General features: G+C 52.6%; 17 protein-coding genes and 2 pseudogenes. 5 read left to right on the top strand and 14 right to left on the bottom strand.

Annotated features, from left to right (window positions below; genetic code table 11):
- Nucleotides 1-4: 4 nt before the first annotated feature.
- Together GE278_11825 and GE278_11820 are read right to left on the bottom strand one after the other, a co-directional pair.
- Nucleotides 5-523 (bottom strand): chromate transporter, encoded by a 519-nt coding sequence (locus tag GE278_11825; GenBank protein ID QLK61412.1) that lies wholly within the window; start codon nucleotides 521-523, stop codon nucleotides 5-7.
- Complete coding sequence (locus tag GE278_11820) at nucleotides 523-1,107, bottom strand: chromate transporter (GenBank protein ID QLK61411.1); 585 nt, start codon at nucleotides 1,105-1,107, stop codon at nucleotides 523-525. The genes GE278_11825 and GE278_11820 overlap by 1 nt, the downstream gene beginning before the upstream one ends.
- A gap of 128 nt (nucleotides 1,108-1,235) precedes the next feature.
- On the opposite strand from GE278_11820, the gene GE278_11815 reads away from it, so the two are divergent.
- A complete protein-coding gene (locus GE278_11815) occupies nucleotides 1,236-2,147 on the top strand; it encodes a LysR family transcriptional regulator (protein ID QLK63277.1) in 912 nt (303 codons plus the stop codon).
- On the opposite strand, the gene GE278_11810 is transcribed toward GE278_11815, so the two are convergent.
- A complete protein-coding gene (locus GE278_11810) occupies nucleotides 2,144-2,497 on the bottom strand; it encodes a helix-turn-helix domain-containing protein (protein QLK61410.1) in 354 nt (117 codons plus the stop codon). The two genes, GE278_11815 and GE278_11810, sit on opposite strands and share 4 nt — an antisense overlap.
- Before the next feature lie 251 nt (nucleotides 2,498-2,748).
- On the opposite strand from GE278_11810, the gene fusA reads away from it, so the two are divergent.
- Entirely contained in the window at nucleotides 2,749-4,851 is a 2,103-nt protein-coding gene (gene fusA, locus GE278_11805; GenBank protein QLK61409.1) for an elongation factor G, read from the top strand.
- Between the two features lie 117 nt (nucleotides 4,852-4,968).
- Here the strand turns inward: fusA and wrbA are convergent, their stop codons facing one another.
- Nucleotides 4,969-5,568: an NAD(P)H:quinone oxidoreductase gene (wrbA, locus tag GE278_11800; protein ID QLK61408.1), complete on the bottom strand. Its 600-nt coding sequence runs from the start codon at nucleotides 5,566-5,568 to the stop codon at nucleotides 4,969-4,971.
- A 216-nt stretch (nucleotides 5,569-5,784) separates the two neighbouring features.
- Nucleotides 5,785-6,324, bottom strand: coding sequence for a tyrosine-type recombinase/integrase (locus GE278_11795; GenBank protein QLK61407.1), 540 nt, complete (start codon nucleotides 6,322-6,324; stop codon nucleotides 5,785-5,787).
- Between the two features lie 118 nt (nucleotides 6,325-6,442).
- Here GE278_11795 and GE278_11790 point away from each other — a divergent pair.
- Nucleotides 6,443-6,818, top strand: a pseudogene (locus tag GE278_11790) (DNA polymerase V).
- Between the two features lie 30 nt (nucleotides 6,819-6,848).
- Here the strand turns inward: GE278_11790 and GE278_11785 are convergent.
- From GE278_11785 to GE278_11750, 8 genes and pseudogenes are all read right to left on the bottom strand, one after another.
- The gene (locus GE278_11785) at nucleotides 6,849-7,181 is read right to left on the bottom strand and encodes a DUF1493 family protein (protein QLK61406.1); all 333 of its coding nucleotides are present in this window, start codon (nucleotides 7,179-7,181) and stop codon (nucleotides 6,849-6,851) included.
- Nucleotides 7,175-7,618, bottom strand: a complete 444-nt coding sequence (locus tag GE278_11780) for a hypothetical protein (GenBank protein ID QLK61405.1) — start codon at nucleotides 7,616-7,618, stop codon at nucleotides 7,175-7,177. Before GE278_11780 ends, GE278_11785 begins: the two co-directional genes overlap by 7 nt.
- Nucleotides 7,619-7,629: 11 nt before the next feature.
- Nucleotides 7,630-8,115, bottom strand: a complete 486-nt coding sequence (gene hcp / locus GE278_11775) for a type VI secretion system tube protein Hcp (GenBank protein QLK61404.1) — start codon at nucleotides 8,113-8,115, stop codon at nucleotides 7,630-7,632.
- Between the two features lie 320 nt (nucleotides 8,116-8,435).
- Nucleotides 8,436-8,549: pseudogene (locus GE278_11770) on the bottom strand (NAD(P)H:quinone oxidoreductase).
- Between the two features lie 275 nt (nucleotides 8,550-8,824).
- Nucleotides 8,825-9,370 (bottom strand): hypothetical protein, encoded by a 546-nt coding sequence (locus GE278_11765; protein ID QLK61403.1) that lies wholly within the window; start codon nucleotides 9,368-9,370, stop codon nucleotides 8,825-8,827.
- 312 nt (nucleotides 9,371-9,682) lie between these two features.
- Nucleotides 9,683-9,928, bottom strand: coding sequence for a hypothetical protein (locus GE278_11760; protein ID QLK61402.1), 246 nt, complete (start codon nucleotides 9,926-9,928; stop codon nucleotides 9,683-9,685).
- On the bottom strand, nucleotides 9,925-10,341 hold the full coding sequence (locus GE278_11755) for a hypothetical protein (protein QLK61401.1): 417 nt from the start codon (nucleotides 10,339-10,341) through the stop codon (nucleotides 9,925-9,927). Before GE278_11755 ends, GE278_11760 begins: the two co-directional genes overlap by 4 nt.
- A gap of 55 nt (nucleotides 10,342-10,396) precedes the next feature.
- On the bottom strand, nucleotides 10,397-11,677 hold the full coding sequence (locus tag GE278_11750; protein ID QLK63276.1) for a hypothetical protein: 1,281 nt from the start codon (nucleotides 11,675-11,677) through the stop codon (nucleotides 10,397-10,399).
- Between the two features lie 1,269 nt (nucleotides 11,678-12,946).
- Between GE278_11750 and GE278_11745 the strand changes: the two genes are divergently transcribed.
- The gene (locus GE278_11745; protein ID QLK61400.1) at nucleotides 12,947-13,279 is read left to right on the top strand and encodes a hypothetical protein; all 333 of its coding nucleotides are present in this window, start codon (nucleotides 12,947-12,949) and stop codon (nucleotides 13,277-13,279) included.
- Nucleotides 13,280-13,386: 107 nt separating this feature from the next.
- Here the strand turns inward: GE278_11745 and GE278_11740 are convergent, their stop codons facing one another.
- Complete coding sequence (locus GE278_11740) at nucleotides 13,387-13,692, bottom strand: EthD family reductase (protein QLK61399.1); 306 nt, start codon at nucleotides 13,690-13,692, stop codon at nucleotides 13,387-13,389.
- A 138-nt stretch (nucleotides 13,693-13,830) separates the two neighbouring features.
- Here GE278_11740 and GE278_11735 point away from each other — a divergent pair, with 138 nt between their 5' ends.
- Nucleotides 13,831-15,186 (top strand): sodium:proton antiporter, encoded by a 1,356-nt coding sequence (locus GE278_11735; protein QLK61398.1) that lies wholly within the window; start codon nucleotides 13,831-13,833, stop codon nucleotides 15,184-15,186.
- Nucleotides 15,187-15,244: the final 58 nt, after the last annotated feature.

Raw genomic sequence — 15,244 nt, 5'->3', positions numbered from 1 at the left:
ACATTTACCCCAACACCAGCCCCAGCACCGCGCCCACCGCCAGCACCCACAGGGGATGAATGCGTTTGTTCATCGCCAGCAGAGTACACAAAATGATAATGCCGCCCATGATGGCTGTAGTCGCTGAGGCTTCGGCGATCAGCAGTCCGCTCGACACCACCAGCCCGACGGTGACCGGCACCAGCCCGCGCTGGATAACCTGCCGCCACGGCCTGTCTTTGTAGCGTTTCCAGCCACCCATGACGATAAGCGTCACAATGGACGACGGACCGAACTTCGCCAGTGATGACACCAGCAGCCCCGACCACCCCGCCACTTGCCAGCCAATCAGCGGTACGATCATCATATTCGGGCCGGGTGCCGCCTGCGCCAGCGCAAACAGGGCACTGAATTCCTGGGCGCTCATCCAGTGATGTACATCCACCACGGCGCGCTGCATTTCGGGCAAAATCGTATTACCTCCACCGAAGGCCAGCAGGGAAAGCTCGGTGAATAACAGGGCGAGGGAGAAGAGAACTGTCATCAGAATTTCCCTTTTGCGCAGATGAAAATACTCACCGGTGCCAGCACCAGCATGACGGGTAACATCGGTATGCGGAACAAGGCGATGGCGATGATACCTACGGCCACCAGCGCCAGTTGACGCCATTTTCCGCGCAGCGGGCTGAGCATTTTGATCCCGGTCGAAAGCAGCAGACCGGCCGCCGCCGCCGCCATCCCCGCGAACAGATGTTCCACCAGCGGTTCATTCTGGTAACGGGCATACACCAGACCAAGCAGTACCACGCAAAGGGTCGGGGCGAGGATCAACCCGAGAATGGCCGACAACGCACCGCGCAGCCCGCGAAACTCCATCCCTAAGGCGACCGATAAATTGATGATGTTGCCGCCCGGCAAAAACTGACATAACCCGAGTAATTCGGTGAACTGATCTGCCGTCAGCCAGCGCCGTTTATCCACCAGCATGTGGCGCGCCATTGGCAGTACTCCACCAAACCCGGTCAGCCCGAGCACAAAAAATCCCATAAACAGTTGTCCGCAGCCAGGCTGCGGCGCAGTGTCATTATCGGTATCGAGCATTATTTTTTCCTGCGATAAGTCGGCCATTTCCTCACTCTCCCAACAATAGTATCCAAACACGCCAAAGGCATAAATTTCATAAGGATGATGCGCGCGGACATGCCATGATGTCTAATGCCTATAATAGTGATAAGGAATACTCTGAGGGTATGGCAATGATTGAGCTGAAACGTCTTAACGCTTTTGTAACCGTAGTGGAAGCCGGGAGTATTACTCGCGCCGCTGAACTGTTGTTTATCCAGCAACCGCCGCTAACCCGTCTGTTGCAAGGGCTGGAGCAGGATTTCGGCGTGCCGTTGTTACAGCGTCTTGCGCGAGGTGTGGTTCCTACTGAAGCCGGTGAAGTGTTGCTGCATGAAGCCCGTGCGGTGCTGGCGCGCGCCGGGCAGCTAAGTGCGGCTATGCAGCGCGCCGCACAGGGCGAGCAGGGTCGGATCCGCATCGGTTTCACCAGTTCCGCGGCGCTGCATACCTTTGTGCCTGCGCTGCTGCGACGCTATCGCGAGATTTATCCTTCGGTCAGTACTCAGTTGGAGGAAAGCGGCAGCGGGGAATTACTGGCGGCGGTCGTCGCCGGGCAGCTGGACGTTGCGTTTGTGCGAATGCGCGTGAAAGACAAGCCTGAATTAGTGATGGAAAAAGTGCTGGAAGAGCCGATGTGGGTGGCGGTGCCTGTCGGACACCGGCTGGCATCACAACCGGCTGAGCAGCCATTGAAGCTGGAGGATCTCAGCAACGAGCCATTTGTATTATACCGGCGGCGGGCAGGGCAAGGGCTATACGATGCGATACTCGCCGCGTATGTCCGTGCCGGATTCAGCCCGCACATTGTGCAGGAAGCGCCGCGCCTGACGTCGTGTCTGAGTCTGGTCGGCGCAGGGCTGGGGATTTCGATTGTGCCTGAGTCTATGACCCGGCTGGGCGGCGACGGCGTGGTTTTTCTGCCGCTGGCGGCGAGCACGCAGCTTAGCGCGCCGCTGTATCTCGCCCGCAGGGAGGACAGCCACGCATCGTCTATAATCAATACGTTCTGCCAGCTGGTGAAATCACAGCTTTGTGGAAACTAAAGGTGTTGCTCGGAGATATGCTTCTGTGTGGATTCCAGCGTGATGCCGTCGGATTCGATGGCATTTAGCAGGGAATCAAGCAGGCCGGGGAAGCGGGCGTCGAGGTCCTCACGGCGCAAAGAAAGTAAATTCGCGCGTCCGTCAGGACGTTGCCAGATAACGCCGCTGTCTCGCAGCACGCGCCAGTGGTGGGTGAGCGTCGATTTCGATAAACCCTGCAACAGGGTACCGCAGGGGTGTTCTCCGCCTTTTGCCAGGGTACGCACGACTGCGAGTCGCAAAGGATTACCCAGCGCTGTCAGCACATTTTCAAGGCGGATCTGCTCGCGCTCCGGGTGGTTGGCTATCATTGGCTTATCCTCGTGAATGTGCATTTATCGGCGGCCGCGCAATATAACGTATCCCTTCGCCACTGTACAACGCGAAGGCTGCTCGCCAATTTCATCGATAGAAAAAACTTATTGTACGAATATACTCGTACAATTGTAGTATACTCTCCGTGTTAAGAATTTAATTGCTTTATGAAAGACAACCCAGAACTTTGTGACGGGCCGTGAAACCACTCCCCGCCAACTTAGCCATCAACCAGTAAGGACGTTATATGGCTCGCAAAACGCCAATTGAGCGCTACCGCAATATCGGTATCTCAGCACACATCGACGCAGGTAAAACCACCACCACCGAGCGTATTCTTTTTTATACCGGCATGAATCACAAGCTGGGCGAAGTGCATGACGGCGGTGCGACCACTGACTGGATGGCTCAGGAACAGGAACGCGGCATCACCATTACGTCGGCGGCTGTCACCTGTTTCTGGCGCGGGATGGATCATTCGTTTGATGAGCATCGTATCAACATTATCGATACGCCGGGGCACGTGGATTTCACCATTGAAGTGGAACGTTCCATGCGTGTACTCGACGGTGCCGTGATGGTGTATGACGCAGTCGGCGGCGTGCAGCCGCAGTCTGAAACCGTCTGGCGTCAGGCGAATAAATATAAAGTGCCACGTCTGGCCTTCGTCAACAAAATGGACCGTCAGGGCGCGGACTTCTTCCGGGTGCGCCAGATGATGGTCGATCGCCTGAAAGCCAATCCTGTTCCGATTGTTATCCCGATCGGCAGCGAAGAGCATTTCACCGGCGTGGTCGATCTACGCAAAATGCGCGCTATTCTGTGGGATGACGAAACCCAGGGCATGACGTTCAGCTATGCGCCGATCCCGGCGGAGTTGCAGACGCTGGCAGAAGAATGGCGCGAAAAAATGGTTTCGGCCGCCGCCGAAGCTACAGATGTGCTGATGGATAAATATCTCGAAGAAGGTGCGCTGACCGAGGATGAAATCACCCAGGGTTTGCGTATCCGCACCATCGCCGGTGAAATCCAACCGATACTGTGCGGCAGCGCGTTCAAGAATAAAGGCGTTCAGCGCATGCTCGACGCCGTGGTCGAACTGATGCCTTCACCGCTCGATATTCCGCCGATTGCGGGAACTGACGAAGACGGCAACGAGATTTTCCGTCATTCTGACGACAGTGAGAAATTCTCGGCGCTGGCGTTCAAACTGATGACGGATCCGTACGTCGGGCAGCTGACGTTTGTGCGCGTGTATTCCGGCGTGCTGAAAAAAGGCGACAGTGTTTACAACCCGGTTCGCGGCAAGAAAGAACGCATCGGCCGTATTGTGCAGATGCACGCCAATGACCGTATTGAGATCGACGAAATCCGGGCTGGTGATATTGCCGCCTGCGTCGGGCTGAAGGATGTTACCACTGGCGAAACGTTATGTGATCCAACCGACATTATCACACTGGTGCGCATGGAATTCCCGGATCCGGTGATTTCGCAGGCCATCGAACCGAAGACCAAAGCCGATCAGGAACGGATGGGCATTGCGCTCTCCCGACTGGCGTCTGAGGATCCGTCATTCCGTATCCGGACTGACGAAGAGTCCGGCCAGACGATTATTTCCGGGATGGGTGAGCTGCATCTGGAAATCATCGTTGACCGCATGAAACGTGAGTTTGGCGTGGAAGCCAACATTGGTAAACCGCAGGTCACCTACCGCGAGACGGTGCGTAAAACGGTCAAAGATGTGGACGGGAAGTTTGTGCGTCAGTCAGGTGGTAAAGGTCAGTACGGCCATGTGGTCTTCACGCTTGAGCCGTTACCGGCGGGGACGGGTTTCCAGTTTGCCGATGCCACCAAGGGCGGCGTAGTGCCGCGTGAGTTTATTCCTGCCGTCGAGAAGGGCGTCACCGAAGCGCTGAACAACGGCATTCTGGCGGGCTATCCGGTGGTGGATGTGAAAGTCACGCTGACGTTCGGCTCATACCATGAGGTCGACTCTTCGGAAATGGCGTTCAAAATGGCGGCCATCTTTGGGTTCAAAGAAGCGGCCAGACAGGCGGACCCGGTTATCCTTGAGCCGATGATGAAAGTGGAAGTGGAAACCCCGGAAGAGTACGCCGGTGGTGTGATGGGCGATTTATCCTCCCGTCGCGGCACGGTGCAGGGCATGGACGAGATCGCGGGCGGCGGCGGAAAAATCATCAAAGCCGAAGTGCCGCTCTCAGAGATGTTCGGCTACTCCACCGTTTTGCGTTCCATGTCGCAGGGACGTGCAACCTATAGCATGGAGTTCGATCACTACGCCGAGGCACCTCGCAACGTCGCCGAAAACATCATCGCGTCGCGTGGTTAATGATTCAAACGGGAGTAACCTTCCGTCAGTGACAAAACGGTCCGCAAGGGCCGTTTTTTTTGGTTCAGAAAACGGGATTTTAAGGCGCAGAGGCTGCGCCTTATTCGTGCTGAAATATCAACTCACCAGCTTGCTGGTGATGGTCGCAACGTGTTTACCCTGGTGCACTGCAATGCGCAGCTCTTCAGCGCTTGGCTGACGCGAACCGTCGCCACCGGCAATGGTTGACGCACCGTAAGGCGTGCCGCCGCGAACCTGTGAAATATCAAATAGTTCAGGGGTGGTGTAACCGATAGGAACGATGATCATCCCGTGATGAGCGAGGGTCGTCCAGGTAGAGGTAATGGTCATTTCCTGCCCGCCGCCGGTGCCGGTGGAGGTGAATACGCTGGCGACTTTACCGGCAAGTGCACCTTTCGCCCACAGTCCGCCGGTCTGATCGAGGAAATTACGCATTTGTCCGGTCATGTTACCAAAGCGGGTTGGGGTGCCGAGAATGATGGCGTCGTAATCGCCGAGTTCTGCCGGAGTTGCTATCTCTGCGGTCTGACCAGTCTTGCCGCCAGCGGCTTTAAAAGCTTCTTCGGGCATGGTTTCCGGAACACGTTTCACTGTCACTTCAACCCCGGGGACGCTGCGCGCACCTTCTGCGATGCTCTGCGCCATCGTTTCAATATGACCATACATGGAATGATAGAGAACCAGTACTTTTGCCATTTTTAACTCCTCATGAGGTGATGTTTTTTCCGTATCCTGCCCGGTGTTAGAGCCGGTAATACGGGCGAAAAATTCGCTTAAAAATCCCACGTTTACTCCTCCGCCAGCCCGGCGGTTGTGATGAGCAAGAGAGTCCATCGTCCGCGCATCAGCACTGAGTTACAAACGCAATTTTTTGAACAGACTCATCAATTAATTAGGGCAATTAGGCATGTTTTATACAGCCCCTTTTACCTCATGGGGCACGCATGGGACATAAGTGCTTAACTTCTGGTTTAGCATCGTCACCTGCTCAGCACTGCTTTCCGGCATCCAACTGCCATAAACGTTAAACACCATCTGGGCGCTTGAGTGTCCCATCTGTGATGCGATAAATGACGGGTTTGCTCCCGCAGAAAGCGACCAGCATGCGTAGGTGTGACGAGACTGATATGCCTTGCGGTATTTTAAACCAGCGCGTTTCAGTGCTGTTTCCCAGATTGCGCTGAGTGAACCCACTGCATAATGATAGCTGGAGTTTTCATTATGGCGTGTCACTCTCGGGCTGAAAACAAAAGTACATGCATGGGATACTGCACGACCATATTCACGCAAGTTAACTTCTATTCGATGCTGTTTTGACAGTCGGGTTAACTCGGCCTGATTTTTTAACGCATCGATTGCTGGTTTGATGAGATAGATCACTCTGTCTGTACCAGCATCGGTTTTTGGTAGGGTAAACGCTCCTAATTTAGTGCAGTTGCGTCTGATCGTCATAGTTCCAGCCTTGAGATCGATATCATCACTCTAGCTTTTTTGTCCTCTCGTCCACTTCACAATCGCAATACTCCATGATTATACTGTATGTGTGTACAGTTAAATCATAGGTGACCATATGGGTTTTCCTTCTCCAGCCGCTGACTTCACAGAAACACGCGTGTCTCCCGACCAAATATGCAAATGGTACAGCAAACCTGGTCAGTACCTTATGCGTGCCGAAAACTCGAGCTGGCGCGCCAATCCTGGTGATCGATTCAGCGCGGCGACCATTGGAGGGCAGCATTGTTGCCGCAAATATCTGCGGCGAATACTGTATCAAGCGAATGCGGTTCAGCCCGACGCTGAGCCTGCAATCTCTCGACCAGCCAGATGAGGCAACATTGATCGAGGGCGGTGATCTAGAGGGAGAAGAAACGATAATTTCCGGCGTTGTGACGTTCATTATCAACGATGCAACGACAGATGAATTTGACGATATTCCATGCATGTAAAACCCGGCAAAAGCCGGGTTTATGTTTCAATCAGTCATATAGCCATTTACCAGCTCTGGCGGATTCTGCCAGCATTCTGAGTGTTAACGGTTGCGGTTCATCGTCGTCACCACCACAGGTGCATAGAGCAAACAGGATAAACGTCTCTTCAGGCCAATACTTCTCAAAACTGAACCCATCAGGGTCAACGCTAAACCGTTCGAAATACTCCTGCATGATTTCAGCACCTGTCTCACTTGCCCACACATATCGACCGGTGGATAGGCTCGTTTCAAGCGTGACAGGGATCTGTTTCTTTGAGAAGAGTACAGGCTTATTGAATCGGTCACTGTACCACTCTATGACGTCTTCGTTGCTTACCACAGTTTGTCATTACCCCGCGCTATGGTGTTGTACTTGTTCGTGGCTTTGTAGGCAATCTGTGAGACATCAGCGGCAATGATGACGATACCCAGAATGGGAATCCACCGACCAACAAAAGCCCCCAGATTGGTAACATAGCTGAATTTAAGGCGCTTAATGCTCCCTGACGTCAGTGTTGGTAAACGCATGGTTTTGACGTTGAGATAATGGCGTAACTGCTTGCTCATCGGTGAAGTTCCAAGTGTTGCCCCTGCTGGTTTCCCTCTGGTGGCAATCTCTGGCTGACCAAGCAGAATCAGCCCGATAGTCAGGAAATCATCAACACCGAAATGCTCAGCGGTAGTGTCTAGGAAAATCCAAAACAGCAATTCACCCGATGACAGATTGGAGAATCCGCGATAGAAGTACGTTCCGTTTAGTTCCTCGACCGTATCCATTCAACAGCCCCTTAACCCGTCACCCGCTCATTCCAGGCATCAGAATACTGGATGTTGCCATCAAGATACGACCATGTGATTTTGTCGTAACGAACCTGAACCTGTTCAAGATGACCAACATGAATCACCGTCTTGCAATCGTGCATCATCGGGGTTACTGAGACAATCTTCACCCCTTCAAGAAGCATGTTGTAATACTCCACCTCTTGGCCTGCATCGTTGATTCTGTACCACTTGAACTCAGCGGATTTTAGACTCTGACCAGTCGCAACTGCTTTCATAAGGTATGGGCTGCTACTGTCGAACTCTTTCTCAAAAATCAGGGCACCGTGCACACGTGTTCCTGTCAGCTTGCCGGTATTGCCATCGGTAGGAATGTAGAGGTTGTGGCTGAAGGAAGTTATTTCTATGCTGTTCTCGCGGTCTTTTACGTCTACGGAACCCTTTATCAGTGCGCCGCCGTCATCTTTAAGCCATAGATAAGCAGGAATTGCCATTTTCAAATTTCCTTATTGAAAGTATGGCTAATGTTAATGCAAGCAGAACGGTACTTGCACGGATAATTTGACTTAAGTTTGAATTGCGGCTCGCACAGATTAGTAAACAAAAAGCCGGAGCAGCTTACCTATGATTTGAAATGGTGGAGTCTAATTCAGAAGGAACAGTAAATTAATGGAACGAGTTATGGGGTACCCATGGGACATAAAATATCGCCAAATTTCGCTAAAGTTCACGATTGACGATTTCTACAGATTCTAACTAACTGTTATTTAATGCGCTTTTAGACGAACTTTATCGAATTTTTAAGTTATTTGGTCACGGTTTCAATATGACCATACATGGAATGATAGAGAACCAGTACTTTTGCCATTTTTAACTCCTTACGAGGTATCGTTTGTTGCGTATTTTCGGCTAACGTTGTCCCGAAAATGCGCGTGAAAAATTCGTTGAGAAGTCCCACATTGACTCCTGCGCGATGGTCAGCGACGTGATAAGCACGAGATTCCATCCTCTTAGCATGTCAGCATAGTTACAAACGCAAATTAGTTACAAACGTAAATTTTTGAACAGACTCTTCAATTAATTAGAGCAATGAGTTTTGGAAGGACAACGACTGGCGGGATGGGGGATTAATTTAGGGTTCTCTATAGCAGAGAACGCCTGAGATTACAATAAACGCACAAACTTCACATTTTCATTCAGCGGTCAGCCTGCTGATTGTTTGGTTAATTTTTCTGCCTTACGCCGTGCAGTGATTTCTTCGAGGTACACGTAAGGATTAAGCTTTTGCTTTACCGCTTCGTTCCAGTAACGGTCAAAATCCCCCTCTTTACCTGCACGGACTTTGCGAGGCTGGTAGTGGTAGGAGGAGGTAGGTATTTTTTCATCATCCTGCGCGCAAGATCCCTGAAATTTTTGTACTGTGATGAGAGGGCGATAAGCAAGAGTCTGGCGGTCGGCCTTACCAGTAAGATGAACAGCAGGTTTTCCCAGATAATTGTTTGGAGTTTCTGCAGGGATAGCGGCCGAATTTGATTCCCGGCTGGCATCATTCACATACTGTGGGGCAAAAGAGTCATCGTGGGTTTGAGAGTGGGGGGCAGGAGAGCCCTTCTGCGCTTTTGCCTGCGCTTTACTCTCCGCTCTGTACTTGTCATTGGCTTTACGTTCAGCCGGTGTCATCGCAGCCAGACGTTCACGCCTGCGCACTTTTTTCAGTTGGCCTTGAGTTAACGTCTTTGTGGTTTTCATCAGTTGTCACTTGAGATAAGGAAAAGGTTTCTTGAGTGAAAACATAAGGCTTTCCACCGTGTTTGAAGATGAACTTTATGACAGCTGCATGGGCAGTGTGTGTATCAACCGGGCACCGTCCATCAGAGCAATTTTCGAATGTAGTATGACCGTCTGACTTCTCACGTCAATAATGTTGCCTGCTAAGAGGCATTTTATAACGGGTGTAAAAAAAGCACGCCGGTAGAGCTCCGGGCGTGCCATATAAAATCTAAAATACCCATCAGGAATGACTCATCCTTCGTCAGCATTAACTGCGTGTTTAATTTCTGTTCATAGCGGAAATGCTTGTGTGAGCTGACGGTCTTTATCCCAGCTCACGACGACAGAAACTTCATCCGGTTTTGCATCGAATTTGCTGAGGGTCGCCATATGACCGTTTTGCATGATCACCGAAAAAGCCAGGCAGTTCACACCTGCCGGTAACTGCGTTTCTTCGAGTTGTCTCAGCATCAGCAGACAGGCGTATTGTTGATCCGGGGGAAGATGACGGAACTGGTCAGAATGGTGTTTCTTCATCCGTTGGCCCGCCCGACAATCTGTCCTTTATTGAGCAACACAATTTTGTGGGTGCGTTTGTAATGGATAACATCGTATAGGCCCTGCTGATAGGTGGTTGCGTCGTTGTTATCCTCGGTCATCGCTGCAGCTACGCCATCGACATAGCATTGTTTATCGGCTGGATAAATTTTCAACGCGACACCGGCGATGCGGACTTTTACGACCTTCGACGTGGCCTGTGCATACTGTTTCGCAGCATTTTCCATTGCCTGTTTTTCAGCGGCAGCGGTGATAGTGGCCTGACGGTTTTGTTCAGCGATATAACATGCATCGCGAGACACCCCCTGCGCCTGACAATCGGCCATTCTTGAAGCCTGGGATGAACAACCCGCGAGCAGAACCACGGCGGTCAGTACGATAAATTTAGTCATATTGATTTCTCAGAGTAAAGGCGGCCAGCCCGGACAGAGCCAGCCGCATGGAAAATTAGAAGTTCCAGCCAATGCCTGCAGATGCACCAAAACCGTTGTTCGTATCGCCGGAAACAGCCAGTTTGGTGACTGTCTTTGCAGTCAGGTGACCCGACACGCCGACGGCAATCGCTGACTGATTGCCGTACGTCCCGGCGCCTGCGCCGACCATGAAATCTGAACCCGTTTCTACCTGCGGAATACCGGTAGCCGCCAGCGCGGAGGCGGTACCTGCGTTAGCCTGATCTTTGTTGTCATCAACCTGAGATTTCAGGTCTGAGAATCTCTTATTAGTGTAGTCATTCGCCTGGCTCAGGGTCTGCGCATCGCCCACTGCGCGGCTGTGGGATTCTGCTAATACTTCAGCGTGGTTCTGCTCAGCTTCTGCATTAAGCGCGGTGATCTGTTTGTCGTAATAAGCTGAACGAACTTGCTGATGGATAACAGGTTGTTGGGCTGGGGTTGAGGTCAGCTGAGTAACAGATTTCCGATTAGCAGAAGCATATTTCTCACTCGTAAGTTGAATTTGTGACTCTGCTTTTTGATTTTCGATGTTTTTTGGTGAAGTAACGGTTTCTGGCTCAATGTGGGACGGCGCGTCGAGGTGCGTCGCTTCGGCGTTGTTCAGCGCAGGCATGCGGCTGGCGTGGGCCTGACGCTGGTTTTCCTGCGCCTCGGCATTTTTCATGGCGTTGAAAGTGGCGGTCTGATCGGCTACGCGGGCGTCGTGGCGCGCGGCGAGCAGGTCTGCATCGGACGGCGCGTCGAGGTGCGTCGCTTCGGCGTTGTTTAGCGCGGGCATGCGGCTGGCGTGGGCCTGACGCTGGTTTTCCTGCGCCTCGGCATTTTTCATGGCGTTGAAAGTGGCGGTCTGATCGGCTACGCGGGCGTCGTGGCGCGCGGCGAGCAGGTCTGCATCGGACGGCGCGTCGAGGTGCGTCGATTCGGCGTTGTTGAGCGCGGGCATGCGGCTGGCGTGAGCCTGACGCTGGTTTTCCTGCGCCTCGGCATTCTTCATGGCGTTGAAAGTGGCGGTCTGATCGGCTACGCGGGCGTCGTGGCGCCCGGCGCGCAGGTCTGCATCGGACGGCGCGTCGAGGTGCGTCGCTTCGGCGTTGTTCAGCGCAGGCATGCGGCTGGCGTGGGCCTGACGCTGGTTTTCCTGCGCCTCGGCATTTTTCATGGCGTTAAAAGTGGCGGTCTGATCGGCTACGCGGGCGTCGTGGCGCGCGGCGCGCAGGTCTGCATCGGACGGCGCGTCGAGGTGCGTCGCTTCGGCGTTGTTCAGCGCAGGCATGCGGCTGGCGTGGGCCTGACGCTGGTTTTCCTGCGCCTCGGCATTTTTCATGGCGTTGAAAGTGGCGGTCTGATCGGCTACGCGGGCGTCGTGGCGCGCGGCGAGCAGGTCTGCATCGGACGGCGCGTCGAGGTGCGTCGCTTCGGCGTTGTTGAGCGCAGGCATGCGGCTGGCGTGGGCCTGACGCTGGTTTTCCTGCGCTTCGGCATTCTTCATGGCGTTGAAAGTGGCGACCTGATCGGCTACGCGGGCGTCGTGGCGCGCGGCGAGCAGGTCTGCATCGGACGGCGCGTCGAGGTGCGTCGCTTCGGCGTTGTTTAGCGCGGGCATGCGGCTGGCGTGGGCCTGGCGCTGGTTTTCCTGCGCCTCGGCATTTTTCATGGCGTTGAAAGTGGCGACCTGATCGGCTACGCGGGCTGCAACTCGGGCATCATGTAACGCTGCGTCGGAGGGTGCGTCTAAGTGAGTGGCTTCAGCAATCTGATGCGTTGGGGTTCCGGTCGGGTTGTTATGATGGTATGCAGTTAGTTCGGCAGCCTGCTTTTCACTTTGATGTTGTCGATATTCTTCCAGGCTGATGGGTGGTGTTTTGATATGTTCCTGGGTGGCCTGAATGACGTATTCATTATTTTTCAACTGGTAATTCACTTCGGTTAAATTAGTACCATTCAAAATGGCAGTTTTCAAATACTGGGGCATGTCAGATTGTGCAGCGATGTAAGCCTGAGCCGCAGCCAGTTCCTCACCTTTTAATTCAGCCAATGCGATTGTCGGACTTAGCGCCACTGTTCCAGCCGAAATCATCACAAAACCCGCCAGTACACGTCGGATTGTCGAAGCCGACACGCCGAAATAATGGGCCAGTTCCATTTTGTTGGTGTTGCCCGCGGTATAAGCCGCAATGATCTGAGTGTTACGTTCTGTAAGCTGTGCTTTCATGAGTATTTTCCGACATTGAAATAAGTATCTATTAGCAACAAATTAATGCGCTCACAGAACGCTTTAATTGTCTCTTTTCAATAATCATACATATGGTGAATGTGACTTACTTCACGCATTCACTGCATGTTTGACTTATGTCAAGAAACGTAAAGTTATACCGATACATGAAATTGTTTCACTTAGCGCGCTTATTTGTAGCTATTGGACACGAAACCAGGTGTCGAAATGAATCTAATTTAAGAATTTTCGTAGCGAATAGCGACAGGCTGAAATCTCTACGAGATTCCTGTAGAATGAGTGTGGTCTTAGAAAACAGGAGATAAGGCAATGGCAGATAACGCAAATGAGTTCCTGGACTACGTTCAGAGACTCGGCATCGATCAGCCCGCGTTATGCATTCTGCTTGGACTGCCACGGAGCACCTTAAATAAGTGGATTAACGGTACGGTGACGCAAATTCCACAGGTGGCGGTGACGGCAATACGAATGCTGTGGTTCATGCGTGAGAGTGATGAGGCAATGTTCGAAAAGTGGGCGATGGTGCAGGATTTCGGTGTCAGTGCGGAATATGCGGTCAACAATAAAGCGCAGGAGTTCTTGCACACCATAAAGCGGGAACCGAGTACGTCGATTAAAAAATTATTATCAAAATCAAACTGATCGCTTTATTGCAAACAGAACGAAACACACATCCTTAAAGTACGATTGAAAAGGCTATTACCAAAAAGGGGATAGCCTTTTTTATCTTTTAAAATATTACCGTTAAATCAGACAACGACGTCAAAAATCATCTTTACCGGTTCAATATTGGTAAAGTTGGCGACGTCTGCCACAAACTCTTCTGCATGTTCTTTCATGCCTTTCTCGAAATCTTCCATCGAATTGCAATAGATGTGACAAGCCGCGATAAAAGGCGTCTCCGCCGGGGCATTATCCTGAATTTTGTCGATGGCGTAAGAGTGGCAGTACGCGCCCATTTTCTCTTTGATCAGCGGTAAATGCACATTGCGATAGTACTCGTGATCAAAGGTTCCATTTTTGATGTTCGGATATAGCACACTGTATTTAATCACTTTTATATAACCTTATTGCAGGAATTAAGCTTTGATTCTAGCGCAGGAGAATACATTTCGCCGCGCCTTTTGTGCCCGAACCAGCCTGCTGCCACGAATGTACTACGCTTAAAAGATGTTATTTATCAGGGAACTTACATGGGATTTTTAGGATGGACGGCAGCGGTCGGCGGACTGTTGCTCATTATGTCATTGGCATCTGGCTGGATTTCGCGCGGGCCGGTGACCACGTTTGGGTTGTATCTGGCGGCAGGAATTGTCTGCGGGCCGTGGGTGCTGGATCTTCTGCATGTAGATCTGGTTGAGTATTCGACGCTGACCGCGCGTTTCACAGAAATCGCGATGGCTGCATCGCTGTTTATTACCGGTCTGAAACTTAGATTGCCGTTCCGCTCGCAGAGCTGGCGTGTAGGGGCCTTACTGGCGTTCCCGGCGATGTTGCTGACGGTGCTGAGCGTTACCGCGCTGGCGCATTATCTGGCGGGGATTTCCTGGCCGTTAGCGCTGGCGCTGGGGGCTATCATTGCGCCTACCGATCCGGTCCTGGCGAGTATGATTGCGGTGAATGACGCCAATGACGACGATGGACTGCGTGTGGCGTTGTCCAGTGAAGCGGGGATGAACGATGGCTCCGCGTTACCGATTTTAATGCTGGCATTGATGTTGTTTACTGCGCACGACGGACTGTCATCGGCAGCTATCTGGGACTGGGCATGGCGGGACGTGGTCTGGGCCTTGCTGGGCGGTCTGGCGATCGGTTATGCCATGGGGCGGCTGGTCGGGTTGAGTGCCACGCGTTTTCACAGTCGTCAGCGCTCAGTTGCCCCCAGTGATTTTCTGGCGCTGGCGTTAATCGCGTTGAGCTATGCTGCTGCGCAAAGTCTGGATGCGTCCGGGTTCCTGGCGGCGTTTGCGGCGGGTGTCGGTTTACGCAGTGCCGAGGTGCGAGTGGTGACAATGAATCCGCCGGACGATCTTACAGAAGGCACTCGTCCGCCTCCGGCAGAGGGGATGGTGAATCCGCATACACGCCATTCGATGTCGGCGGAAAGGCCGACCAACTCTATCGGGCTGATGGTCGGTGACGCGCTTTCCTTTGGCGACACGATTGAACGGCTGTTCGCCGCCGGGATTGTCATGGTGCTGGGCATTACGCTGGCCGAGCACTGGGAACCGATGGGATTGGTCTTCGCGGCGTTACTGTTTATCGTAATCCGTCCACTTTCGGTGTATATCACCACCTTTGGGATGCGCGTTCCGCGCGGGCGAAGGCTGATGATTGGCTGGTTTGGGATCCGTGGCATTGGCAGCATGAACTATATCGCCTATGCGTATACTCATGGTTTGCAGGGGGCGGAAGCCGGTTACATGACCAATATTGCGTTTACGGTGATTGTCACCAGCGTAGTTGTTCACGGGCTGACGGTATCGCCCGTGATGCACTGGCGTCAGGCGAGGCGTGAGGCTATGCAGGAACAGGATCAGGAAACGTAAAATCCGAGCATTAGAAACAGAAACGGACGCTCAGTGGCGTCCGTTTTTATTTCAGTGA

This window comes from Enterobacteriaceae bacterium Kacie_13 (assembly GCA_013457415.1).
Taxonomy (GTDB): Bacteria; Pseudomonadota; Gammaproteobacteria; order Enterobacterales; family Enterobacteriaceae; genus Rahnella.
Note: the sequence above shows the minus strand (reverse complement) of the source record. Positions and strands in the feature narration are given on the sequence as shown.

Bases quoted from the DNA above. Each gene is read 5' to 3' on its own strand.
- GE278_11825 (QLK61412.1), bottom strand. From the start codon at position 523: ATGACAGTTCTCTTCTCCCTCGCCCTGTTATTCACCGAGCTTTCCCTG.
- GE278_11820 (QLK61411.1), bottom strand. From the start codon at position 1,107: ATGGCCGACTTATCGCAGGAAAAAATAATGCTCGATACCGATAATGAC.
- GE278_11815 (QLK63277.1), top strand. From the start codon at position 1,236: ATGATTGAGCTGAAACGTCTTAACGCTTTTGTAACCGTAGTGGAAGCC.
- GE278_11810 (QLK61410.1), bottom strand. From the start codon at position 2,497: ATGATAGCCAACCACCCGGAGCGCGAGCAGATCCGCCTTGAAAATGTG.
- fusA (QLK61409.1), top strand. From the start codon at position 2,749: ATGGCTCGCAAAACGCCAATTGAGCGCTACCGCAATATCGGTATCTCA.
- wrbA (QLK61408.1), bottom strand. From the start codon at position 5,568: ATGGCAAAAGTACTGGTTCTCTATCATTCCATGTATGGTCATATTGAA.
- GE278_11795 (QLK61407.1), bottom strand. From the start codon at position 6,324: ATGACGATCAGACGCAACTGCACTAAATTAGGAGCGTTTACCCTACCA.
- GE278_11780 (QLK61405.1), bottom strand. From the start codon at position 7,618: ATGGATACGGTCGAGGAACTAAACGGAACGTACTTCTATCGCGGATTC.
- hcp (QLK61404.1), bottom strand. From the start codon at position 8,115: ATGGCAATTCCTGCTTATCTATGGCTTAAAGATGACGGCGGCGCACTG.
- GE278_11765 (QLK61403.1), bottom strand. From the start codon at position 9,370: ATGAAAACCACAAAGACGTTAACTCAAGGCCAACTGAAAAAAGTGCGC.
- GE278_11760 (QLK61402.1), bottom strand. From the start codon at position 9,928: ATGAAGAAACACCATTCTGACCAGTTCCGTCATCTTCCCCCGGATCAA.
- GE278_11755 (QLK61401.1), bottom strand. From the start codon at position 10,341: ATGACTAAATTTATCGTACTGACCGCCGTGGTTCTGCTCGCGGGTTGT.
- GE278_11750 (QLK63276.1), bottom strand. From the start codon at position 11,677: ATGCCTGCGCTGAACAACGCCGAAGCGACGCACCTCGACGCGCCGTCC.
- GE278_11745 (QLK61400.1), top strand. From the start codon at position 12,947: ATGGCAGATAACGCAAATGAGTTCCTGGACTACGTTCAGAGACTCGGC.
- GE278_11735 (QLK61398.1), top strand. From the start codon at position 13,831: ATGGGATTTTTAGGATGGACGGCAGCGGTCGGCGGACTGTTGCTCATT.